Source organism: Gangjinia marincola, assembly GCF_039523415.1.
Classification (GTDB): Bacteria; Bacteroidota; Bacteroidia; order Flavobacteriales; family Flavobacteriaceae; genus Gangjinia; species Gangjinia marincola.
Map to the genome: position 1 here is coordinate 71,505 of NZ_BAAAFG010000016.1, position 23,773 is coordinate 95,277.

The 23,773-nt window shown below is 38.1% G+C and carries 21 protein-coding genes; 13 read left to right on the plus strand and 8 right to left on the minus strand.

Translation table 11 applies throughout. From position 1 onward, the window contains the following. The first annotated feature begins 6 nt into the window (after positions 1-6). From ABD000_RS11195 to ABD000_RS14050, 6 genes are all read left to right on the plus strand, one after another. Positions 7-1,398 (plus strand): tetratricopeptide repeat protein, encoded by a 1,392-nt coding sequence (locus tag ABD000_RS11195; RefSeq protein WP_343767474.1) that lies wholly within the window; start codon positions 7-9, stop codon positions 1,396-1,398. 87 nt (positions 1,399-1,485) lie between these two features. Continuing rightward, complete coding sequence (locus ABD000_RS11200; protein ID WP_343767476.1) at positions 1,486-2,424, plus strand: DUF368 domain-containing protein; 939 nt, start codon at positions 1,486-1,488, stop codon at positions 2,422-2,424. Continuing rightward, positions 2,411-3,436 carry a DUF368 domain-containing protein gene (locus tag ABD000_RS11205; protein ID WP_343767479.1) on the plus strand — a complete coding sequence of 342 codons (1,026 nt, stop codon included), beginning with the start codon at positions 2,411-2,413 and terminating at the stop codon, positions 3,434-3,436. Before ABD000_RS11200 ends, ABD000_RS11205 begins: the two co-directional genes overlap by 14 nt. Further along, positions 3,429-4,160, plus strand: coding sequence for a shikimate dehydrogenase family protein (locus ABD000_RS11210; RefSeq protein WP_343767482.1), 732 nt, complete (start codon positions 3,429-3,431; stop codon positions 4,158-4,160). The genes ABD000_RS11205 and ABD000_RS11210 overlap by 8 nt, the downstream gene beginning before the upstream one ends. 113 nt (positions 4,161-4,273) lie before the next feature. Further along, positions 4,274-6,475 carry a DUF349 domain-containing protein gene (locus ABD000_RS11215; protein ID WP_343767485.1) on the plus strand — a complete coding sequence of 734 codons (2,202 nt, stop codon included), beginning with the start codon at positions 4,274-4,276 and terminating at the stop codon, positions 6,473-6,475. Between the two features lie 57 nt (positions 6,476-6,532). After that, positions 6,533-6,637, plus strand: a complete 105-nt coding sequence (locus ABD000_RS14050) for a DUF3784 domain-containing protein (RefSeq protein WP_425545365.1) — start codon at positions 6,533-6,535, stop codon at positions 6,635-6,637. 155 nt (positions 6,638-6,792) lie between these two features. Here the strand turns inward: ABD000_RS14050 and ABD000_RS11220 are convergent, their stop codons facing one another. Next, positions 6,793-7,434 carry a DsbA family protein gene (locus tag ABD000_RS11220; RefSeq protein ID WP_343767487.1) on the minus strand — a complete coding sequence of 214 codons (642 nt, stop codon included), beginning with the start codon at positions 7,432-7,434 and terminating at the stop codon, positions 6,793-6,795. A gap of 113 nt (positions 7,435-7,547) precedes the next feature. On the opposite strand from ABD000_RS11220, the gene ABD000_RS11225 reads away from it, so the two are divergent. Continuing rightward, on the plus strand, positions 7,548-8,936 hold the full coding sequence (locus ABD000_RS11225) for an NAD-dependent succinate-semialdehyde dehydrogenase (RefSeq protein WP_343767490.1): 1,389 nt from the start codon (positions 7,548-7,550) through the stop codon (positions 8,934-8,936). 90 nt (positions 8,937-9,026) lie between these two features. Here the strand turns inward: ABD000_RS11225 and ABD000_RS11230 are convergent, their stop codons facing one another. From ABD000_RS11230 to lon, 5 genes are all read right to left on the minus strand, one after another. Further along, positions 9,027-10,475, minus strand: a complete 1,449-nt coding sequence (locus ABD000_RS11230) for a BLUF domain-containing protein (RefSeq protein ID WP_343767492.1) — start codon at positions 10,473-10,475, stop codon at positions 9,027-9,029. 242 nt (positions 10,476-10,717) lie between these two features. Beyond that, the gene (gene rpsA / locus ABD000_RS11235) at positions 10,718-12,556 is read right to left on the minus strand and encodes a 30S ribosomal protein S1 (RefSeq protein WP_343767494.1); all 1,839 of its coding nucleotides are present in this window, start codon (positions 12,554-12,556) and stop codon (positions 10,718-10,720) included. 211 nt (positions 12,557-12,767) lie between these two features. Next, the gene (gene cmk / locus ABD000_RS11240; protein WP_343767497.1) at positions 12,768-13,466 is read right to left on the minus strand and encodes a (d)CMP kinase; all 699 of its coding nucleotides are present in this window, start codon (positions 13,464-13,466) and stop codon (positions 12,768-12,770) included. Further along, positions 13,467-14,486, minus strand: coding sequence for a type IX secretion system protein PorQ (porQ, locus tag ABD000_RS11245; protein ID WP_343767500.1), 1,020 nt, complete (start codon positions 14,484-14,486; stop codon positions 13,467-13,469). A gap of 340 nt (positions 14,487-14,826) precedes the next feature. After that, positions 14,827-17,277, minus strand: a complete 2,451-nt coding sequence (gene lon / locus ABD000_RS11250; RefSeq protein ID WP_343767502.1) for an endopeptidase La — start codon at positions 17,275-17,277, stop codon at positions 14,827-14,829. A gap of 217 nt (positions 17,278-17,494) precedes the next feature. Between lon and ABD000_RS11255 the strand changes: the two genes are divergently transcribed. The 6 genes from ABD000_RS11255 (at position 17,495) to ABD000_RS11280 (ending at position 21,535) form a co-directional block, all read left to right on the plus strand. Next, a complete protein-coding gene (locus ABD000_RS11255; protein WP_343767504.1) occupies positions 17,495-18,058 on the plus strand; it encodes an RNA polymerase sigma factor in 564 nt (187 codons plus the stop codon). Next, positions 18,045-18,590 (plus strand): DUF4179 domain-containing protein, encoded by a 546-nt coding sequence (locus tag ABD000_RS11260; protein ID WP_343767507.1) that lies wholly within the window; start codon positions 18,045-18,047, stop codon positions 18,588-18,590. Before ABD000_RS11255 ends, ABD000_RS11260 begins: the two co-directional genes overlap by 14 nt. Then, positions 18,571-19,665: a hypothetical protein gene (locus ABD000_RS11265; protein WP_343767510.1), complete on the plus strand. Its 1,095-nt coding sequence runs from the start codon at positions 18,571-18,573 to the stop codon at positions 19,663-19,665. Before ABD000_RS11260 ends, ABD000_RS11265 begins: the two co-directional genes overlap by 20 nt. A 52-nt stretch (positions 19,666-19,717) precedes the next feature. After that, a complete protein-coding gene (locus tag ABD000_RS11270; protein ID WP_343767512.1) occupies positions 19,718-20,446 on the plus strand; it encodes a head GIN domain-containing protein in 729 nt (242 codons plus the stop codon). A 174-nt stretch (positions 20,447-20,620) separates the two neighbouring features. Further along, positions 20,621-20,857, plus strand: a complete 237-nt coding sequence (locus ABD000_RS11275) for a hypothetical protein (RefSeq protein WP_343767515.1) — start codon at positions 20,621-20,623, stop codon at positions 20,855-20,857. 165 nt (positions 20,858-21,022) lie between these two features. Beyond that, the gene (locus tag ABD000_RS11280; protein WP_343767517.1) at positions 21,023-21,535 is read left to right on the plus strand and encodes an OmpH/Skp family outer membrane protein; all 513 of its coding nucleotides are present in this window, start codon (positions 21,023-21,025) and stop codon (positions 21,533-21,535) included. Positions 21,536-21,588: 53 nt separating this feature from the next. Here the strand turns inward: ABD000_RS11280 and ABD000_RS11285 are convergent, their stop codons facing one another. Further along, the gene (locus tag ABD000_RS11285; RefSeq protein WP_343767521.1) at positions 21,589-22,095 is read right to left on the minus strand and encodes a hypothetical protein; all 507 of its coding nucleotides are present in this window, start codon (positions 22,093-22,095) and stop codon (positions 21,589-21,591) included. A 152-nt stretch (positions 22,096-22,247) separates the two neighbouring features. Beyond that, entirely contained in the window at positions 22,248-23,720 is a 1,473-nt protein-coding gene (gene guaB / locus ABD000_RS11290) for an IMP dehydrogenase (RefSeq protein ID WP_343767524.1), read from the minus strand. Between the last annotated feature and the right edge of the window lie 53 nt (positions 23,721-23,773).

The window sequence follows — 23,773 nt, forward strand, 5'->3', positions numbered from 1 at the left end:
GTGCCTATGTACCCAGCTCATAACGAAGATGGCAATTTTGCGCTTACCAGGTTTGAGTCCATGTTAAAAACAAATGATGTACTATTCTTTGATTCTGAAGAATTTGAAAACATCGTGAATCATTACCTTGAAAATGGTAAGGTCAACTTAGCTAAAAAAGCCATAAAGCTAGGTTTGGCACAACATCCTACATCTACTACTCTTAAGTTGTTTCAAATTGAGGTTTTCATTTTTGAAAACTATTTTGAAAAAGCAGATGAACTACTTAATGAGCTATACACGTTAGAACCATATAACGAAGAAATATATATTCAAAAGGCAAATATCTACTCTAAACAAGATAAACATCAAAAGGCGATTGAGATGTTGGAGCGCGCTTTAGAATATACCCCAGACAAAGCTGATGTATATTCATTGCTTGGTATGGAATATTTATTTTTAGACAATTTTGAAGAGGCCAAAACGCATTTTATGCGTTGTCTAGAGCATAATGAGGAAGATTACTCGGCGCTGTATAATATTATCTATTGCTTTGATTTTCTAGATCAACAAGAAGAAGCCATTGATTACCTCAATATATTTTTAAATAAGAATCCCTATTGCGAAGTGGCCTGGCACCAATTAGGCAAGCAATATTTTGACGCTAAACTTTACGAAAAAGCACTCACCTCTTTTGATTTTGCTATCATAAGTGACGATCAATTTATTGGAGCTTACTTAGAAAAAGGAAAAGTATTAGAAAAGCTTAAACGGTACAACGAAGCCATTGAGAATTATCGCATTACACTAGAACTCGATGACCCAACATCATTCGCTTATTTACGCATTGGGAAATGTTTTGAAGCGCTTGGAGAAGATGACCTGGCACTTAAGCATTATAAAAAAACAGTTCATGAAGACCCGCTGCTAGACAAAGGCTGGATTTCAATTAGCGACTATTACATCAAAAAATCTGACTTCCAAAAAGCACTCTACTATATTAATAAAGCAGTAGATATAGATGAAAATAACGTACTCTACTGGAAACGGTATGCAAAAATAAATCATCGCCTGAACTTTCTTGAAGAGGCAGAACGAGGCTATCGCAAATCTTTAGAACTAGGAAACTACGAGTTAGAAACTTGGGTGACACGCTGCGATATTCTACTTAAATTGGGAGAATACGAAGCGGCACTGACCAATTGTTTACAGGCAGAAGAGTTTCACCCTGAAGCAGCAGAAATTATGTATCGCATGGCAGGCATCTATTTTAAACTTAATGACGGCGATAAAGGCTACTACTACTTAAAAAATGCCTTAAAAATAGATCCCGAATATGCCATCTTAATGGATGAGCTTTTTCCTTATGTATTTACCCGCAAGAGTGTGTTAGATTTGGTAAAAGTCTACCAAAAATAATCTTCCACGTGTACTTACTTCATATTATGGTCTGATTGAGTTACGATTTGATCCTAATCCTTATTACTTTTACGCCAAATTTTAGGCATGTCAAGAAACTTAAAGGATTACGCTGTTATTACACTTAAAGGTATGGCCATGGGAGCAGCAGATGTTATTCCGGGTGTTTCAGGCGGGACAATCGCCTTTATCTCTGGCATTTATGAAGAACTAATTACCACCATTAGTGGTGTAGATGTAAAACTGCTCACTACATGGAAAGAAAAGGGGTTGAACACGATGTGGAAGGAACTCAACGGCAACTTTATCCTAGCGCTTTTCTTGGGTATTGGCATTAGCGTTCTTTCTCTTTTAAACCTTGCCAATTATCTGTTAGAAGAGCATCCCATTTTGGTATGGGCATTTTTCTTTGGACTAGTACTGGCCAGTATTTGGTACATTGGCAGTCAAATCAAAAACGTTAAGCCGCTTACATTTCTGGTGATGATTATCGCCGCCCTAATCGCGTATGGGATCACAACCTTACCTCCCTTAGGCGGAACCGATAATCTCTTTTTCTTAGCCTTAGCCGGATCATTTGCAGTGTGTGCTATGATATTACCGGGGATTTCAGGAGCTTTTATTTTGGTATTATTAGGCGCCTATAAAACAATAAGTGAGGCGGTAGATGAAGCAAATTATAAGATCATTGCTGCGGTAATGACAGGTGCTATCGTAGGTTTGCTCACCTTTAGCCGAATCTTACGCTGGCTATTCAAAAACTTTCAAAATTTAACCCTGGCAGGTCTAACCGGATTCATCGCCGGTTCGCTGATAAAGATTTGGCCCTGGAAGAACGTATTGCAAACCAGGCAGCTAAAAGATAAGATCATTACTGTAAAAGATGAACCTTATCTTCCCTCTTGGAGTAATGAACAGGATAATGTTCTTTTTGCCGTGCTACTTATGCTTACAGGATTCTTTTTAATTATTATCTTAGAGCGCATCGCAAAAAAACAGCCCTTTACATCAAATGCAACAGACTAGAACCTTTACTGATCGCTTCTTTTTAGTTCTAAAAGGACTATTTATGGGAGCTGCCAATAAAGTTCCCGGGGTTTCTGGTGGTGTAGTTGCTTTTGTCGTTGGTTTTTATGAGGAATTCATTTTCTCATTGCAACGCTTTAATGGTAAAGCGCTACTGCTACTGGTAAACCTTAGGTTTAAAAGCTTCTATCAATATGTAAATGGTTCGTTCTTAAGTCCGTTGTTGCTGGGAATGATCATTAGTTATTTTTCAGTATCGCTTTTGATCGACTGGCTTTTGATTCATTATGAGACCATGGTTTGGGCTGCGTTCTTTGGAATGATCATTGGCTCCGTATACTACATTGCCAAAAATTTTGAAGGTTGGAACCGCAAATATTTGCTGCTGGCGTTTTTGGGAGTGGCTTTTGGTATTTTTATTAGCTTACTTAAGCCCGCAACCGAAAATGACAATTTATGGTTTGTCTTTTTTTGTGGTATGATCAGCGTTTCTGGAATGACCCTACCGGGCTTATCGGGATCGTTTATTCTAATACTCATCGGGAATTATGTCTTATTACTGGTGGACTCTGTAAACGCAATTACACTCACCATAGCAGATCTAATCCAAGGTGATTTATCATTTTTAGACAATGATGAACGTGTACAAATGCTCAAAGTGTTTGCCAGTTTTCTTGCTGGTTCAATTGCAGGATTGATTACGCTTTCTAATGTGTTAACCTATTTATTAAAACATTTTAAAAACAGTGTATTTTCAATTATAACGGGGTTCATCGCCGGTTCATTAGGCGTGGTTTGGCCGTGGAAAAACAAGGTGTACAAATTAAACGACCAAGGAGAACTCATTTACGATCTTAATAACAACCCTATACTGGATCAATATGAACGATATTGGCCATCCTTATCAGATTCTTCTACGTGGATTGCAATTTTCTTCATATTTTTAGGAATTATTATCGTACTTGCATTAGAGTGGTACGGCAAAAGAACGGTTAAGACTACACATGAATAAATACGGATTAATTGGGAAAGATGTTTCCTATTCTTATTCAAAACAACACTTTGAGCAAAAATTTACTGCTGAAGATATCAAGGCGACCTACCAAAACTTTGACATCAGTGATATTGGCGGTGTGCAACAAATATTTAATATCGAAACTGATCTAAAAGGATTAAATGTAACTATTCCCTATAAGGAAAAGATCATTCCGTTTTTAGATGAGTTAGATGAAACCGCACAAAAAATTGGCGCTGTAAACACTATTAAATTATTACCCGGCGGAAAACGAATTGGATACAACACCGATGCTTTTGGATTTATCAAATCAATTTTTCCGTTACTTAGAAATCAACACACCAATGCCTTAGTATTAGGCACCGGTGGTGCTTCAAAAGCCATTATGCATTGTCTAAATAGTTTAGGCATTCAAGGCAAACAGGTTTCGCGAACGCCCGAAGCTCACCAATGTAGCTACGACCAGTTGGATGAAAAGATCATGACCTCGCATTATCTCATCATCAACTGTACGCCTTTAGGTACAGCTCCTAATACAGGACAGTGCCCTGATATACCCTACAAGTTCATTTCACACAAGCATTTTTTGTTCGATTTAATTTACAATCCGCCGATTACCAAATTTTTGGCCTTAGGTAAACAGCTAGGAGCGCAAATTTCAAATGGTCAAAAAATGTTAGAGTTTCAAGCTGAGCAATCCTGGGATATCTGGAATAGCTAGTTTGTTCTGATACATTTTGTCTAGAAACCTCTAAAATTCTTGTCAGCTAGCGTAGTTGTTAGTATCTTTCATAGTTCAAAGCAAGATGAACTAGCACCTAAACATTGAAAGAGATGTCTGACAACGAAAAGAACACCCCAAAAAGCGTAGAAAAAGCAACTGAACACAAAGATTCCTCAACAGAGCAACACGAGGATCAACTTGAAAGAGCTATAGTAGAAGAGTCTGATTCAGCTTCAGTTGAACCTGCCTCACCCATTGTGGATGTTGATGATGAGCCTTCAGCTCCTGCTAAAGAACCAGAAGTTTCTACCCCCGCAGCTAAGCTTCCGAAGAAAACAAAAAAAACTACTCCACCGGCCGATGAACATGAGGATGCAGTCACCTCTATTGTTGATGAAAAAGAAGCTGTGGAGAAAAAATCTACTACACCAACCACAACTGTAGATGAAGAGGAAGAGCCGCTTGCACAGGCCGTTGTAGCAGAATCGAAAAAACAAGACAGCGCTCAAGATGAGATTGATGATGCAAATGCAGAAGATGGTGAAGATGAGACCGCTAACCAACGTCATGATATTCAAAAAAAGGATTATCATGCCATGGATCAAGAAGAATTGGTCAAAGAATTAAATAGCCTGGTTAAAAATCATTCTATACAATCCATCAAAGAACATGTTGATGAAATTAAGGCTGAGTTTACCGCAAAATACAATGAAGAACTAGAACAAAAGAAGGAGGATTTTCTTGAAGATGGTGGGAATATCATTGACTTTTACTACGTTTCTACCACTAAAAAGAATTTTGATGCGGCTTATCGTGAATATAGAAATAAGCGCAACGAATACTACAATAATCTAAAGAACAGACTGCAGGATAACCTAAAAAACAGAGAAGAAATCATTGAGGAGCTTAAAGGGTTAATAGGTGCGGGTAGTGACATGCGTGAAAATTTTAATCAATTTAAGGCATTACAAGAACGTTGGAGAAATGCAGGACCTATCCCAAGAGATAAATACAATTTAGTATGGAATACCTACCACCACCATGTTGAGCATTTTTATGACTTCTTGCATCTGGATCGTGAATTTAGAGATCTGGACTTTAAGCACAATTTAGAAGAAAAATTAAAGATCATTGAGCGCGCTGAAGCTTTAGCAGAACAAGCAGATGTGAATAAGGCCTTTAGAGAACTACAGCATCTGCACAAGATTTGGAAAGAAGAACTTGGACCGGTTGAAAAAGAAAAGCGTGATGAAATTTGGGAGCAATTTAGTGCGGCTACCAAAAAAATCCACGAAAAACGACAGGCTAACTTTGCTGAAATGGAGAAAGACTTTGAGAAAAATCTTGAGGTCAAAAAAGAAATCATTCGGCAAATTGAAGAGATTGCAAATAAAGAAATCACCTCTCATAAAATGGTGCAACAGCACATTACACAAGTGGAACAACTTCGCGAAATGTTCTTTAAAGCAGGTAAAGTTCCTAGAAATGTAAACGAACAAACCTGGGCGGAGTTTAAAGAAACCGTGCGAAGGTTCAACCGTAACAAAAATGCATTTTATAAGAAATTAAAAAAAGAACAGTTTGCCAACTTAGAGAAAAAGCGCGATCTCATTAAAATTGCTAATGATAATAAAGATAGCGATGACTTTAAGGTGGTTACTCCGCTCATGAAGAAAATACAGCAGGACTGGAAAAATATTGGCCATGTACCTCGCCGTGATAGCGATAAAATCTGGAAAGAATTTAAAGCGGCTTGTAATTATTACTTTGACCGATTACACAAACAACGTAATGAAGAGAACAAGGGCGAAATGGAGTCATACGACGCAAAAAAAGCGTTATTGGATAAATTAAAAGCTTTAGAGATTAAAGATGTTGAAAAGGGATTGGCACAGGTAAAAGAACTCATTACTGCTTGGAGAAAAGAAGGTCGTGTACCCAGACATAAAAGTTACATAGAAGGAAAATTCAACAAAGCCCTGGATCATGTATTTGAGCAGCTTAAGCTTTCAAAAACTGAGGCTGAAATGCTTAAATACGAGAATCGTCTTGATCGCATGGACACTTCACAAGGATCATATGACATGAGTAAAGAGGTTTCATTTATAAAAAAGAAAATTAGTGAAGCGACTGGAGAATTGAGACAGTTAGAAAACAATATGGCATTTTTCTCTAATGCAGGTGAGAATAATCCACTATTCAAAGAGGCGAATAAAAATTTAGAACGCCACAGGCAGCAGCTCAAGACCTGGAAGGCCAAGCTTAGAAAATTGAATCAGGTAAAGCATGCGGCTAGTAAAGAGGAAGAGTAAATGATTTGGACCGCTCTCCTTTTCATTGCTATGGGTATCGCTATCAAATATGGTAAAATGTATTTTTTGATAGCTGGATATAATACCACGTCCAAAGAGAAAAGAAAACACTATGATATTAAGGGGAATGCAGCTGTTTTGGCAATACTATGTTTGCTATAGCTGCGTTGTTATTATAGGGTATTTCGCCGCAGACTGGTTAGCAATTCCCAGAATTGAAAAACTTTCCATGTATGGTGCATTAATAATAGGTATTCCTTACTTGCTCATAAGAACGAACTCAGATAAATTTAAAAAAGACACCCAAAAAAACTAGCCTAACTTTTATTCAATACATTCTTCTTGAAATGCTCATAATTAAGCTCTAAATCAGTGAGCGATATATATCCTTTAGCTATTGCATAGTACTTGTCATTATGTTTGAGCACCAACGTAGGAAATCCTGAAACACCAAGGCTAGCTGCAAATTTAAAATCTGCTTCTGCTGCCTCACGGTATTCTTTTTGGTTCATTTTTATCAAAGCTTCTTCCCTATCCAAACCAAACGACGCCAGCAAATCTGCATAGGCGTCCAAATCTTTAGGTTTAATGCCGGTATCATAGATTGAGTTTTGCAAAGCTGCTGCAAAAGCTATCTGGGCTTCGGGTTGTTCCTGTTTTAAAATAGACATCGCAATTGCTGAGGGGATTGAAGTAAAAATTGCAGTCCCTTCTGCTAGAATTCCGTTTAAAAATCCTTCGCCAAATTTGACTCCGGTTCTATCTTCTACTACTTTATATGCTTCGGAGATGTAGCCTGCTACTTCGCCTATGGGGCCAATTCTATTGCCGGTTATCATTCCGCCAGAAATTACTTCAGCCTTAAAATCATCCTTATGTGTCTTACAAAATTCTTGTATGACCGGCGAAAAGCCATAGCACCACCCGCACAACGCATCATAGATATAATATAACCTCATTTTTTTTACAAGAAAGATACAAGAATGATCAAATAATGGCAGTCTTTAAACATTTTCTTGGCAAAGGATTAACGCCAACCAACACAAATCTTAAGTAATTTGAAATAAAAAACATGAGTGATAAAAAAGTATTAACCACCATCAATCCGGCTACCGAAGAACAAATAGCCACCTACGACGTTTATTCCAAAAATCAAGTCAAGAAGGAAATTGAATTATGCCATCAGGCATTTATGTCGTGGAAGCAGGTTTCTCTAGAAGACAGAGCAGAAAAGATCAGTGCTATTGGCGAACACCTTAAAAAAAACAAAGCGCCTTTGGCTGAACTTATGACCCGGGAAATGGGTAAACTGTTGAAGCATAGCAAACAAGAAATCGATCTTTGCATTGCTATTTGTCAATATACGGCCAAAAATGGTCAAAAGGAACTTAAAGATGAACATAGAGAACTTCCAGATGGCGGTAAAGGGATTATCACCTACTCCCCTATTGGGGTTATTTACGGTATACAGCCTTGGAATTTTCCGGTCTATCAAGTAATTCGCTATGCGGTTGCTAATCTTATGGCGGGGAATGGCGTTTTGCTAAAGCATGCTGAAAACGTGACTGGTTGTGGACTAACCCTAGAGCGTTTATTTAAAGAAGCAGGTTTGCCCGAAAATTTATTTAAGGTACTGTTGCTGGATCATGATACGTCAGACATGGTAATTAATCATGATTTGGTACGCGGAGTCACACTTACCGGAAGCTCTGGTGCAGGCGAGATTATTGCAGAAAAGGCCGGAAAAGCACTCAAAAAAACAGTACTTGAATTGGGAAGTAATGATGCCTATTTGGTCTTGGCAGATGCTGATATTGAATTAGCCGTAAAACATTGCGTACGCGGAAGGGTCTATAACAATGGAGAAACCTGCGTGGCCGCAAAACGATTTGTAGTTGTAAAGGATGTGTACGATGAATTTACTAAGGCCTTTGTGGAAAAGATGAGTCAACTTAAAATCGGTGATCCTAAGGCCGAAGATGTAAAAATAGGACCTATGGCGCGAGAAGATTTGAGGGATAAATTGCATAAGCAAGTTGAGGATAGTGTGAAAAATGGAGCCGAGGTACTTTGTGGAGGCGAAAAACCAAACCAAAAAGGATTTTATTATCCCGCTACGGTATTGGGTAATGTGACCCCTGGTCAACCTGCCTATGATGAAGAACTTTTTGGCCCAGTAGCTTCTCTTATCAAAGCAAATGATGATGATGATGCGATGCGTATTGCTAATGATAGCAGATTTGGCTTGGGTGGCGGAATTTTCTCCAAGGATACGGACAAGGCAATTAACATGGCAAAACATCATTTTGATACCGGGATAGTATTAATTAACTCGTATGGTGTAGCGCAACCTAATATGCCCTTTGGCGGAGTGAAAGATTCAGGTTATGGACGGGAACATGGAGGTTTTGGAATAAAAGAATTTGTAAATGCAAAATCTATTATGCTGTTGGAAAGATAATTTTTGGCAATATGAGAAAAAAACTGTTTCAAGAGTGCGTTTTATAAATGTATATTGAAACAGTTTTTATTACCTACAATAGTACTTTATTTAATGCTCCCCATCATGTTTTATAATCGTACGCACTCTTTTCCAAAATACATCTGAAGCAATTGAAGTATCTGGCAATTGATCCAAAACTTTTTCAAAATTTAGATGAGTGGGATTTCCCTGGGTCGGTAAATTTATTTTACGATTATCTGCGACAAACGCCATATTCCATTCTGTAAAATTTCTTTTGGGGATGGCGCCCTTCCATAATAATTGGATATCTTTATGCCGACTATCCCTTTCAATACGTTCATATAAATCCAATATATCCATTTTGGCTCCTTCTAAAATTTGAAAAAAGGAATCTTCGTGATATACCAAACAACCCGTTATGTCACAGGATTGATTGTATTCTCTAGCGATTTTGACGATCTGTTGAATATCTTTGGAATCGATTTCTTGATTAGCAACTGAGCGATAACTTAATTCAAATAAAACATTTTTCTTTTCAAAGGATTTTTTATAATCACTAGGTTTTACTCCATAACGCTCTAAGAAGATTTTTGAAAAATAACTCCTACTGGTAAGACCAATACGGTAGCAAATTTCTGAAATACTCAAATCAGAAGCCTGTATCAAATCTTTAGCATACTCTAGTCTTACATTAAGTATAAATTTACCTACAGATTCTCCATACAAAAAACGCGTGCCCGCCTGAAGTTTTTTAGGAGACAGCCCGTATTCGCGGCTCAACTCTTCTACCGGAATTTTACGTGCAATATGTTCTGAAACAAATGTGCCTATCTTCGTAATTTTTGAGAGTTCAGATTTTGATAGCTTTATATCGAATACGTCATTGACAGAGTCATTATCGTGCGCTTCAATTTGTGATGCTAACATATTTAACACTGCTCCTTCTGTAATTAAGCGACCAACAGCATCAGTATTTGTATTTTCTGTAAGTATTTCGGCATATTGAGCCGTTAAGGTATCGATATCGCCCAAGTAGCGATAAGGTTTATCTGTAGTTTCTTTGTCTAATATTTCACTAAGAAGGTGTTCTAGTTGCCTAACTTCACCTCTATTTGTATCTGTAGCAGATAATTTGGTTTTGTCAATCAGCACAAAACACATTTCAAGTTTCTCGTCTTTTGCAAAAACTGTCTCTGCAGTAAAACCGGGGTGACTTATAATGATTAGGTTTTGATTTTGCTCAATCTTGGTAAAATCTTCCTCCTTTGAAAAGCGATGAAATAAATGCCCTTTTACATTAAAGCAAAAGTATACCAATCGTTTATCTGAAAGCTTCAGGTCAATTTTGAATTCTTCTTTATAGGTAATATTATACACTCTACATGATAAACCTGGAAGGATATCGTACGAACTTATATACCCATCGGCTTTATCGTTAGAGATGGTGAGCATGGCTGCACCGTAGTTTTCTTTAATATCACCTTCAAAATAAACGGCTAATGAGCGAAGGTGCTCAATCGCTGAACTTTCGTTCATCTTATGCATAATCAATACTATTTACTAAATCTTCAACAAAAATTGATAAATCAGGCTACAAAGATACGGGTTAGAAGGGTTTACGTTATATATTTCTTAAAAATTAAGATATTATTAAGAATTTTGTTGAATAAATCTTAATAAGAAAACCAAAAATTTATGACGCTAAAGAACTCATATGCGATAAACAAAAAAACCCTGCGTTTGTGCGCAGGGTTTTCAAACTATTGATGATTAGAAAATTACTTCTTTCCTTCCATCTTATCTTTCAAGCTTTGTAAAGCTTCATTTGCGTCACCTAAGGTTGGCTTGGCTTCTTGAGCAGCAGCAGCAGCTTTTTTAGCAGCTTTCTTTACAATCTTAGCTTCTTCTTCTTTATATACAGAAGTATGTGAAGCTACAACTCGCTTAAATTCTTTGTTGTACTCAATCACCATAAATTCTGCCTCTTCTCCCTTTTTTAGGGTAGAACCGTCTTCTTTTTCAAGATGTCGCTGTGGCACAAATGCGGTGATATCTTCTGTAAGTTTTACAGTAGCACCTTTATCAACAATCTCTTCGATCTCTGCCGTATGTTTGGTACCCACGCCGTAATCAGCTTCGTACTTATCCCACGGGTTTTCTTCGATTTGTTTGTGACCAAGACTTAACTTACGTCCTTCTACATCTAACTCAAGTACCACTACATCCAGCTTATCGCCAATGTTACAGAACTCTGATGGATGCTTCACTTTCTTAGTCCAAGAAAGATCAGAGATATAAATTAAACCATCGATACCTTCTTCTAACTCCACAAACACTCCAAAGTTAGTAAAGTTACGTACAATACCGGTATGGCGTGATCCTACAGGATATTTAGATGTAATATCCGTCCATGGATCTGGCGTTAATTGTTTAATACCAAGTGACATTTTACGATCTTCACGATCTAATGTCAAGACCTGTGCTTCAACTTCATCACCCACTTTCACAAAGTCTTGTGCAGATCTTAAGTGTGTGCTCCAGGACATTTCACTTACGTGGATTAGTCCTTCAACACCTTCAGACACTTCAATGAATGCACCATAGTCTGCAATTACAACAACCTTACCGGTTACCTTATCACCAACTTTGATTTCTTCACTTAATGCTTCCCAAGGATGCTTGCTTAATTGCTTAAGGCCAAGTTGGATACGAGTTTTATCCTCATCAAAATCAAGGATTACCACATTGATCTTCTCATCTAGTTCAACTACTTCATTAGGATGGTTGATACGAGACCAAGAAAGGTCTGTGATGTGGACGAGTCCATCAACACCACCTAAATCAACAAATACACCGTAAGAAGTCACGTTTTTCACGGTTCCTTCTAATACCTGTCCTTTTTCTAATTGACCGATAATTTCTTTTTTCTGCTCCTCAATATCAGCCTCAATAAGTGCTTTATGAGAAACAACAACGTTTTTAAACTCGTGATTAATTTTCACGACTTTAAATTCCATTGTTTTATTGACATACACATCGTAATCGCGAATAGGCTTCACGTCAATTTGAGATCCAGGTAAGAATGCCTCAATTCCAAATACATCAACGATCATCCCACCTTTGGTACGGCATTTTACAAAACCGTTTACGATAGTACCATCTTCATGTGCTTTGTTGATACGCTCCCACGCCTTAATTGTTCTGGCTTTACGGTGAGATAATACTAATTGTCCTGTAGCGTCTTCACGCACATCAATTAATACCTCAACCTTATCTCCTACTTTAAGATCTGGATTGTATCTAAATTCATTTAGTGAAATGACCCCTTCACTCTTTGCGTTAATGTCGATAATAGCATCACGATCTGTAAGGTTAATTACTTCACCTTCTACCACCTCATCATCCAGGGTATCCACAAAATTCTCTGCAACTAATTTTTCAAATTGCTCTAGTTTTTTATCATCGACGGTTTCAATACCTTCTTGATAGTTCTCCCAGTCAAAATCATTTAAGAATTGCTCAGGGTTTTTTTGCTGTGCATCAGTAAAATCTACTTTTGCTTTTGTTTGCGTTGCTTCAACTTCTTGAACCTCTGCATTTTGTGTTTCTTCAGCCATAGTGCTGATTAAAAATTTGTATTCTGTTTCTTCGGAAAATATGCAGTAAAAAACAGAAGAACGTTATTGTTTAAGTTTGATATTCCTAATGGTCTTTCCTTAGCTGCGCCAAAAGGACGGCAAAAATACAACTTATTTTTTGATTATCAAATGTTTAGAACTACTGAAAATTGAACGTGAAATTGAAGCAGAAACTGAAAAATATGGAAGATTATACCCTCCCCACAATACGATCCATCGCCAGTTGATAGATAGTATTGAACTGTCCGCTTAAGGTAAGGGCAGAATTATCAATTTCGATAGCTCCTTCTGCTTTACGTAGTGGAGAATCTTTACGTGTAGTATCAATATGATCGCGGTGTTGCACATTGTGTAGTACTTCCTCATAAGTCGCCGAATCACCTTTTTCCTGTAATTCTTTGAACCTTCTTGTAGCCCGCTCTTCAGCACTGGCCGTCATGAATATTTTAAGTTCAGCATCAGGAAAAACCACGGTGCCTATATCTCTTCCGTCCATCACAATGCCTTTGCCGTTTCCCATCTTTTGCTGCTGTTCTACCAGCTTTTTTCGGACTTCACTGATAGCAGCCACTTCACTTACAAAACCTGAAACTTCTAATGAACGTATAAGCCCTTCGACATTTCTGCCATTCAAATATATTTGTGCAACAGGCTTATCTTCTTCGTGTTGAAAATCTAATTGTATGTTAGACAGGGCCGTTATCAGTTTATCCCTAACTACTTTTCCTTCGGCTATAAATCCATGTTGCAAAGCATACAATGTCACTGCTCTATACATCGCACCGGTATCTACATAAATATAATTGAGCTTTTGTGCCAATTGTTTAGCAACGGTACTTTTTCCCGTAGAGGAATAGCCGTCTATCGCGATGGTGATCTTTTTACTCACTTAGTTTAAATCCAGGTTCAATCCAAAAAAACTACTGCTGCCCGCACGATTATACTGCGCATAACTGTAATTGAGACGTAATTTATTGAATTTAATGGAGAATCCACCACTGATTCCCGCAAAAGCACGCTGATTTTCAATGCGAAGTTCCTCCCCCCTTCGAAAGCTGTAGCCTAAGCGGATATTAAATCCCCCTTCAGGAAACAATTCTGCACCAATAACAACATGGCGCAAAGCATTATTGAAAAATCCCGGATCATTTCCTGTCACGTTACCTTCTAGATCAACCTGATCCTGATTTGTATTTCTAAAAGCAATATCCCATTTTTGTAAATTCTCAAGGGTTAAATGCCAACGTAGCGGAATCTTAGCAGGTTTTTGAGAAAATCCTAATGTCACTTCAAGCGGTAAAGGTTCGCGAACGGCATCATAGGTAGTGATTTGCGCTCCTGCATTACGCACTACCAAGGCCATCACGGCATCTTGTTTTTCCCAAACGTAAGTCAACCCAATATCCATGGCAGCGCCCAGAGAGCTATAGCTTTCAAGGGAAGAAGAAATAAGCTTCAGATTACCACCGGCGTATAGATCGGTAGTTCCTATTCTTCGGGCATAGCCCACAGAAACAGCTGCTTCTCCCCCACTAAAATCCCCGGTAGAATTTCCTAATTCGTCGTAGCCGTCAAAGTTTCCGTAGTTAATATAAGTCACACCAGCGTGGATAACCTGCGTTCTGCGGTCCAGCATATATGCATACGATGCTGTCCCGTAATTAACATCACCTAAATAATTGCTAAAGTTCACCGCTAACTGATTGTCCATCTCATAGTTGATGTTTGCCGGATTAAATAAAGCTGAAGAAGGATCGTAATCATAGGTGGTCACTACTCTTCCGCCAAGTGCCGCTTGCCGCGGAGAGGCAACCAGATTAAGAAATTGATAGGTATACCGCCCACCGATCTGCGCATGCAGGGTAACCCCAAAGAGGGTAAGCATTATAAAAACTAATGGCTTTGGCATGCAGGCAAAAATAGCTATTCTATGGTAGGTTAACGTGTTGAAAAGAAGAATATTTTATTCCCCCTACTTCTAAGGGGAATTTGTTTTAATCTGAGAAGTTCAGTTTAATGAGTATGAAATTCTATTATGAAATACATCCCTCTAACGCCCCTTGTGCCATCGCTAAAGCTAATGCGACACGCGGTCAAGGGGGAGGATTTATACGTAACAAAAATTGAATTAAGTTCTTACACAAAGGACCTCAAAAAAGACACAATGGTTCACAAAGAAAATTGTCCTTTATATTAAGATATTTATAGATAACGAATTGAAAACTTGTGGCTGACTACTGCTTACTAAATTAAAGCTCCTTTGCGTTCTTTACTTTTTGTTTGGTAAGTGCTACTTGTAAGACTTCACTCATGTCTTTAACATAGTGAAAAGTAAGTCCTTTTAAGTAGTCCTGCTTGATATCCTCAATATCAGATTTGTTATCTGCACACAACACGATTTCTTTAATTCGGGCACGCTTGGCGGCGAGAATCTTTTCTTTAATTCCACCGACCGGAAGCACTTTTCCACGCAGCGTGATTTCGCCGGTCATTGCAATGCTCTTTTTCACTTTTCGCTGGGTAAATAAAGATACCAGTGATGTTAACATTGTGATCCCGGCACTTGGACCATCCTTTGGGGTAGCCCCTTCTGGCACATGGATATGTACGTTATACTTCTCAAAAACCGAAGGGTCAATTCCAAATTCTTCTGCATTGGCTTTGATGTATTCCATTGCAATGGTCGCCGACTCTTTCATGACCTTTCCTAAATTTCCGGTAATGCTTAGATTCCCTTTTCCTTTAGATAAAATGGATTCGATAAATAAAATATCTCCTCCTACCTTAGTCCACGCCAATCCAGTTACCACACCTGCAACATCGTTGTTTTCATACTTGTCGCGCTCTAATTTAGTAGTCCCCAAAACCTCTACTACATCTTCATTAGAAATGGTGATGTTATATTCCTCTTCCATCGCGATATTTTTGGCTGCATAACGCACCATTTTTGCGATTTGTTTTTCCAGTCCGCGCACACCACTTTCACGTGTATATCCTTCTACAATCTTTTCAAGTCGTTTTTTTCCAATCTTAAGTTGGTCTTTGGTCATCCCGTGCTCCTTAAGCTGCTTCGGCAGTAGATGCTTACGGGCGATTTCTACTTTTTCTTCAATCGTATACCCGGTTACATTAATGATTTCCATACGATCTCTCAAGGCCGGCTGAATCGTATTTAAGCTATTAGACGTAGCGATAAACATCACTTTAGAAAGGTCATAGCCTAATTCTAAAAAGTTATCATGAAACTCACTGTTTTGCTCTGGATCTAAGACTTCTAGCAAGGCGGAAGATGGATCACCTTGGATTCCGCTAGAAAGCTTATCGATTTCATCTAATACAAACACAGGATTACTGGTTCCTGCTTTCTTGATGCTTTGAATAATTCTACCGGGCATGGCACCGATATAGGTTTTACGATGACCGCGTACTTCGGCTTCATCACGCATACCTCCTAAGGAGACACGAACATACTCTCGTCCAAGTGCTTCGGCAACTGACTTCCCCAGCGAAGTTTTCCCCACACCGGGAGGTCCATACAAGCAAATGATGGGCGACTTCATATCGTTTCGTAATTTAAGTACCGCTAAGTATTCAATAATACGACGTTTTACCTCATCTAAACCGTGATGATCCCGATCTAATATCTTTTTGGCGCGTTTTAAGTCGAATTTATCTTTACTAAATTCATTCCAGGGTAATTCCAGTACTAAATCCAGATAATTACGTTGGATAGAGAATTCAGCCACCTGCGGATTCATACGCTGTAGCTTCGCAATCTCTTTTTTGAAATGCTTGGCCACTTTCTCGTTCCATTTTTTCTTCTTTCCGCGGGCTTTCATTTCTTCAATCTCATCCTCGTGCGAAGCGCCACCCAACTCTTCTTGAATGGTTTTCATTTGCTGATGCAAGAAATATTCTCGTTGCTGTTGGCTCATATCGCTCTGCACCTTAGACTGGATATCTTGTTTAAGTTCCAGTTTTTGAAATTCTGTATTCATGAATTTCAAGGTTTCCAGTGCGCGCTCTTTGAGATCATTCGTTTCTAATAAAGACTGTTTATCCTCAACAGATAAACTCATATTAGAAGAAACAAAGTTGATGAGGAAACTTGGACTCTCAATATTCTTTATTGCGAAAGACGCTTCGCTGGGAATGTTCGGACTGTGGCTGATGATTTGAAGCGATAGATCCTTAATGGATTCTACGATAGCAGAGAATTCTTCATTAGCCTTCTCTGGTCTAGTTTCAGGAACTTCCTTGATCGAAGCTGTGAGGTAAGGTTGCTCTGCCGTAATTTCCTGTATTTCAAAGCGTTTTTTTCCCTGGATAATTACCGTTGTGTTACCATCTGGCATTTTAAGTACACGTAATATTCGGGCTACAACACCAGTCGTATAAATATCTGTAAAGGCAGGATTTTCAACTTCCTCATCAGTTTGTGCCACTACTCCTATTACTTTACTACCATTGTTGGCATCATTGATGAGCTTGATAGATTTATCTCTCCCGGCTGTAATTGGAATGACTACTCCCGGAAAAAGAACTGTGTTTCTTAACGGTAAAATTGGAATTGAATCAGGTAACTCTTCATTATTGATTTCTTCTTCATCTTCAGGCGTCATTAAGGGTATTAATTCGGCATCCTGATCTATTCCTTGTAATGACATTTTGTCAAATGAAATTGATTTCACTTTACTCATAGTATTATTTCTAGTGTACTTTAATTGTCTCTTAAAGGGAATTCTTCCGTATATATCTATCTGTCAACACCCTGATCTTCCCGTTTTGATCATTTTTATACTCATAAATGGCAATTCTTATGCCATCGCTCCATTTTCCGACTAAAAATAAAAAAGATGACAAAAAGTGTAACAGTTTATATTTGGAGGTATCTTTAGAATAGAATGTGATCATTTTTTGCAACTAACCCAACCACATATTAGCTCATTACTTGCGCAATGTAAACAAGGAGATCAACGTGCACAGCTTAAGGTCTATGATTTATATTATAAGGCAATGTATAATACTGCACGCCGAATTGTGCATGATGCTGCTGAGGCCGAAGATATTATGCAAGAAGCTTTTTTAAAAGCGTTTAGCAAGTTAGATAGTTTTAGAGAGGATTCATCTTTTGGTTCATGGTTAAAGCGAATCGTGGTGAATCACAGTATTAGGGCCTATCATCAACAGATAAAAATGCAAAAGGTAGCCTATGAGCATGTAGAACATGAAGTAATGACGCATCATCAGAGAGTTGTCCTGGAGAAAAACGAAGTTACTGCAGCGAAAGTCAAACGAGTTTTGAGTGCGTTAAACTCACTTAAAGAGAATTATCGCTTGTCCCTCACCTTGCATTTGATCGAGGGATACGATTATGAGGAGGTTAGTACTATTATGGAAATATCATATGCAAATTGCAGAACTATGATTTCTAGAGCAAAAGAAAAATTGAGAAAAATATTGACAAATGAGTACCAATAAGCACGTAGAAGATATATTTAAAGAGCTCTCTTTTGATCTTCAAGAGCCAACAACGGGACATAGAGAACGCTTTACTAAGAAATTAAGCGAGAATAATTACCGTAGAAAATCTCATTGGCCAACCTGGCTTAGTATTGCAGCGAGTATTGTACTAATAATGAGTATTGCGGGATTATTTATTTTTTCTACCGCTCCTTCGGAAGCCGGCGAACTGGGAAGTGTTTCTAAAGAAATGAAACAAACACAGTCTTTCTATTCGGCTGCAATTGAGCATGAGCTAAATCAATTAAAAAATAATACATCTCCTGAAGCAAAGCAACTTATTCAGGATGCCATGATCCAAATAACGTTACTTGAAGCACGATATGATGTTTTGAAATCAGATTTAATAGAAAGTGAGCAAGATCAACGCGTAATATTTGCTATGATTAACAATTTTCAACAACGCATTGATCTCTTAAAAGAGGTCATGGAAAAAATTCAAACCATTAATGAACTAAAATCAACTAAAAATGAAAATCAATACCTTTAAACTTATCGTATGTTTATTATGTGTTCCAGTAATCACTTTAGCTCACGGCGAGAAAGGCAAGAATTGGAAGCATACCAAATCTAAAAAAATCAATAAAAATTTTAATGTTAATGCTAACGCGCTCTTGGCAATTGATAACAGCTACGGTAATATTGATATTACAACCTGGGATCAAAATAAAGTAGTCATGGAAATCATTATCACAACTAGCGGAGATGATCTTGAAGATGTACAAGAGCATCTTGACAATATTAATGTAGATATTAGTTCCAGCTCAAGTAAGGTTTCTGCTAAAACGATTTTCGACAAAAAAGAAAAAAGTTGGTGGAGTAGTTGGTGGGGAGGAAATAACAATGTCCACACCGAAATAAATTACATCATTAAAGCTCCTAGTAGCAATAATTTTGAATTGGATAATGACTATGGCAGTATTGCGCTGGATAAAGCTACGGGTAGTGTGGATATCAATTGTGATTATGGTAAACTAATCCTGGGAGAATTATTATCTACAGATAATTATTTGAATTTTGATTATACCAATAATAGCACCATTCAATACATGAAGTCTGGCAAAATTAGCGCAGATTATAGCGGCTTTGAATTGATGAAAGCCGACGATTTGGAGTTGCGAGCAGATTATACAAAGTCTAGCTTAGGAGCCATTAAAAAACTAAATTATAACTGTGACTACGGGAAAATTACCGTGGAGAAAACAATGGGTGTAATAGGGCGTGGTGATTATGTCTCTCAGCGTATCGGGCAATTAGAAGGAGAGGCCGATTTGAATAGTGACTACGGAAGTATAAAAATTGAAACGGTGAGAGAAAAATCAGGAAACATAAGAATTGATTCTGATTATACTCCGGTAAGAATTGGTTACGATGCTAACTATGAGTTTACGATCACTGCAGACTTATCTTATGCCAACTTAAAAGGAAAGGATGAGCTCACGCTAACGTTAGACGAAAAAAGCAATGGAGGTCGTAAAATAAACGGATATCACCTCAATAAAAATGCGAAAAATACGATTAATATCAATTCAGATTATGGAAGTGTTACCTTAACCAAACAATAATAATCTTTCTAATTTAACTAGTAATAAAACGAACAACATAAAACAAATTATCATGAAAAAACTATCTGTATTAATCATCGCATTAGCCTTTGTATCAACAACTCAAGCTCAATGGTGGGGAAGCGATAAAATAAAGGGAAATGGTAAGGTAATAACTGAAAATCGATCTACCGGTGACTACGATGAAGTTACATTACAGGGCTGGATGGACGTAGAGTTAGTTCAAGGAACCGAAGGCAAACTGGTTATCTCTGGTGAAAGCAATTTATTAGAATATATTGAGACAGAAGTTAAAGGTGGAGAGCTTGTAATAAAGCAAAAGAAAGGTGTTCAACTTAAACCCACCAGCGGTGAAACTATTTTGATCAAAGTTCCTGTAGAGGCCATAAGTGGTGCTAATGTGGTAGGATCTGGTGACATGATAGGAAAAATGAAATTAAAAGCTGATTTCTTTGAAACCAGTGTTACAGGATCTGGAGATTTAGTAATTGAAGTTGAAGCGAGAGATACCAATGCAAAAGTAACCGGGTCAGGAGATTTGTCAATTAAAGGAAGTACAAAAACACTGGATTGCAGAGTTTCGGGTTCTGGTGATCTGGATGCAAGAAATCTTGTAGCAGAAAATGTAGATGCTAAGGTAGCGGGATCTGGTGATATAAGCGTTCATGCAACACAAAGTCTAAAAGCAAGCGTTGCGGGATCTGGTGACATCACCTACAAAGGTGACCCAGAAATGCGTGACATTAACAAAGCTGGCTCTGGTGACGTTACCAAAGGCTAATTTCTAATTAAGGTCATGTCCACTTAGTCCATTCATGCCTCAAGCAAGGAAGGAAGGAAAATCCTATACAGTCGAACAAATTCGGCAACAAGCGTAAAAAACTGAGACCTCAGATAAAGAGTCTCAGTCTTTTTAGGTAATATTATGTAACAATTACCTTTGCAGGAAAAGAAGATGGAGAAAAACCTAAAACTCATATGGGACTTTAGAGGACCAACTGCAAAACAAACGGCGGAGCACCATGAAATTCACTTAAAAGAATATAGTACTGCCCAAAATCTGACCTTAACTACTACGGGAACAATGGATATATCAGAGCTGTATTCAATTGCCTATATGATTGTTACACCTACTGAAATGCCTGAGGTACGAGATGCATTAAAACCCCATCGAGGTCAGTATGCAGAGTAGTCATTCTGTTTAAGATTTAAGGTTTAGGTTGAAAATTTATTGTTAGATTGAACCAGAAGTTTACTTAGCTCCTTTTAATTACAAGCGTCCGAATTAAGAATACTCTCTAATAACTTTTGGCAAAGACTTTGCTTAGTTATATTTGCCACTTAACAAAAAATGATCATGAAACGAATTTTATTTACTTGTACATTTCTATTTATTACCATAGGCGCTTTCGCACAAACTGTTGGAACGATTGATACTAACCTCATCCTTTCTAAAATGACCGAACTTCCTAAAGTTCAAAAAGAAGTAGATGAATATGCCAAGGGATTAGAAACTCAGTTGCAGGAAAAAATGGATGTTTATAGACAAGACATCAAAACATTTCAAGAAGAAATGCAGGGCAAGGAGCAAAAGGACATTGACCAGGACACACTTAAAGAGAAGCAAAAAGAGATGATGACGAAGGAACAGGATATTTCAAACTTTAGAAAGAATGCACAAATGATGGTGCAGCTTAAAGAAAATGAGCTTATGCAACCTATTTATAATAAGCTAAGCCAGGCGATTGCAGATGTAGCAAAAGAAAAGAAGTATACTCAAGTTCTTACTATAGATAACACCATTGCTTATATGGATCCAGCGCATGATATCACAACATTGGTTCTTACGAAGTTAGGATTACAGATGTAATCTCTCATCTTATTTTTTTAACAAAAAGAGCCTTATTAGAGGCTCTTTTTATTTTACCAATGAAAATTTCGATCTCCTATATCCAAATCTTCTCTCACTAAATAATCGGTTATAGTTCTATAGGTATCACCGTACTGTTTATGACGAAAGGATAAGGTAAGAGAATCCTTCGTTAATTTTAGAATCTTGAAATCCTTAAAATTCTTTTCCTGATTGAATAATGCCGGTATTTGATCGCTGGATAGTCTAAGATAGGATTGCTGATTACTATTTGTTAAAATTTTCCAGGTTGCAACTAATGATTCCCCACATTCATTGGACTCGTTGTTGTTATCACTCACCTTACCTTCTACCGAAAACTCCTGTCGATACCGCATAAAACAGTAGCCCATGTTCATTCTGGTCTTATCGTTAAACCTTCGGGCGATTTTCCAGGTTTTAGTAGAGTCTGAAGCTAGTAACTGCTCAGGATTCTTTGGAAGACGATAAGGTTCCTCAATTTCCTCCGCACAAGAAAACAGACTAATTAGTAAAGTTAACGCTATGAGATATTTTTGCATGTTCTAAATGTAATCATCCCGTTGGATAATAGATGTAAATATCCACATTTCTACGTATTAATGTATACAAATGGTCGCATTAACTATAGGGAAAGCATAGAGATTTTTTTTAGATGAGAATAACTTAGAATATACCTGTGATAGAATTTATCTTATCTACTATAATTAGGTGCCTCTTTGGTAATTGTGACATCATGTGGATGACTTTCATTAATTCCGCTGGCGGTTATTTTAATGAATTTGGCACTATTTTTAAGATCCTCCACCGTAGCTGCACCACAATATCCCATTCCGGCTCTTAGTCCGCCTATGAATTGGGTCATGCTCTCTACCAGTTCTCCTTTATACGGTACACGACCTACGATACCTTCGGGCACTAATTTTTTAATATCGTCTTCTACATCTTGAAAATAGCGATCTTTAGAACCTTCTTTCATTGCTTCAACAGATCCCATGCCGCGGTAAGATTTAAACTTTCGGCCTTCATAAATAATGGTTTCTCCAGGGGATTCTTTGGTTCCTGCCAGCAACGATCCCAACATCACACAGTCTGCTCCTGCTGCAAGTGCTTTGGGTATATCCCCTGTGTATCTAATTCCGCCATCGGCAATTACAGGTACTCCCGTTCCTTTAATGGCAGCAGCCACTTCAAGTACAGCAGAAAATTGTGGAAAACCTACCCCCGCCACTACACGTGTTGTACAGATCGATCCCGGACCTATTCCCACTTTCACAGCATCTGCTCCTGCATCAACCAGATATTTAGCCGCTTGGGCTGTGGCGATATTACCTACCACCACCTCAAGCTTAGGGAATTTTTCTTTAACTTCTGTTAGAATGGTTACCACCCCTTTTGTGTGACCGTGAGCCGTATCTATCACAATCGCATCAACGCCAGCTTTTACTAAAGCCTCTGCACGCTCTACGGCGTCTCCTGTTACTCCTATTGCTGCGGCAACGCGTAATCTTCCGAAGGAATCCTTGTTTGCATGAGGTTTTTGGGTGAGCTTGGTGATATCTCTAAAGGTTATTAATCCTATGAGCATATATTTCTCATCAACTACAGGGAGTTTTTCAATTTTGTTTTTTTGTAAAATGACTTCGGCATCACTTAAAGAGGTACCTTTTTTTACAGTAACCAGATCTTTAGTCGTCATAACTTCACTTATGGGACGATCGTTTTGGTGTTCAAAGCGCAAGTCACGATTAGTTACAATTCCGATCAATTTTTTATCGCTATCTACAATTGGAATCCCGCCAATGCTATGCTCTGCCATATGTTGCTTCGCATCAAGTACAGTTGCCGTTTGTGGAAGCGTCACAGGATCAAGAATCATCCCATTCTCTGCACGTTTTACTTTACGCACCTTAGTCGCTTGTTGCTCAATGGTCATGTTTTTGTGGAGGACCCCTATCCCACCCTCACGCGCAATAGCAATAGCCATTTTGGATTCAGTTACTGTGTCCATAGCAGCAGAAACTACGGGAACATTAAGCGAAATATTTTTTGTGAACTTGGACTTTATGCTTACTTCTCTGGGGAGCACCTGGCTGTATGCGGGAACAAGAAGAACATCATCGTACGTTAATCCTTCTCCTATAATCTTAGATTCGTGTGCGGTCATGGCAATTAATTTAATGCGAAAAGATGTCGCTTAATTTCTAATTGCATGCAAAT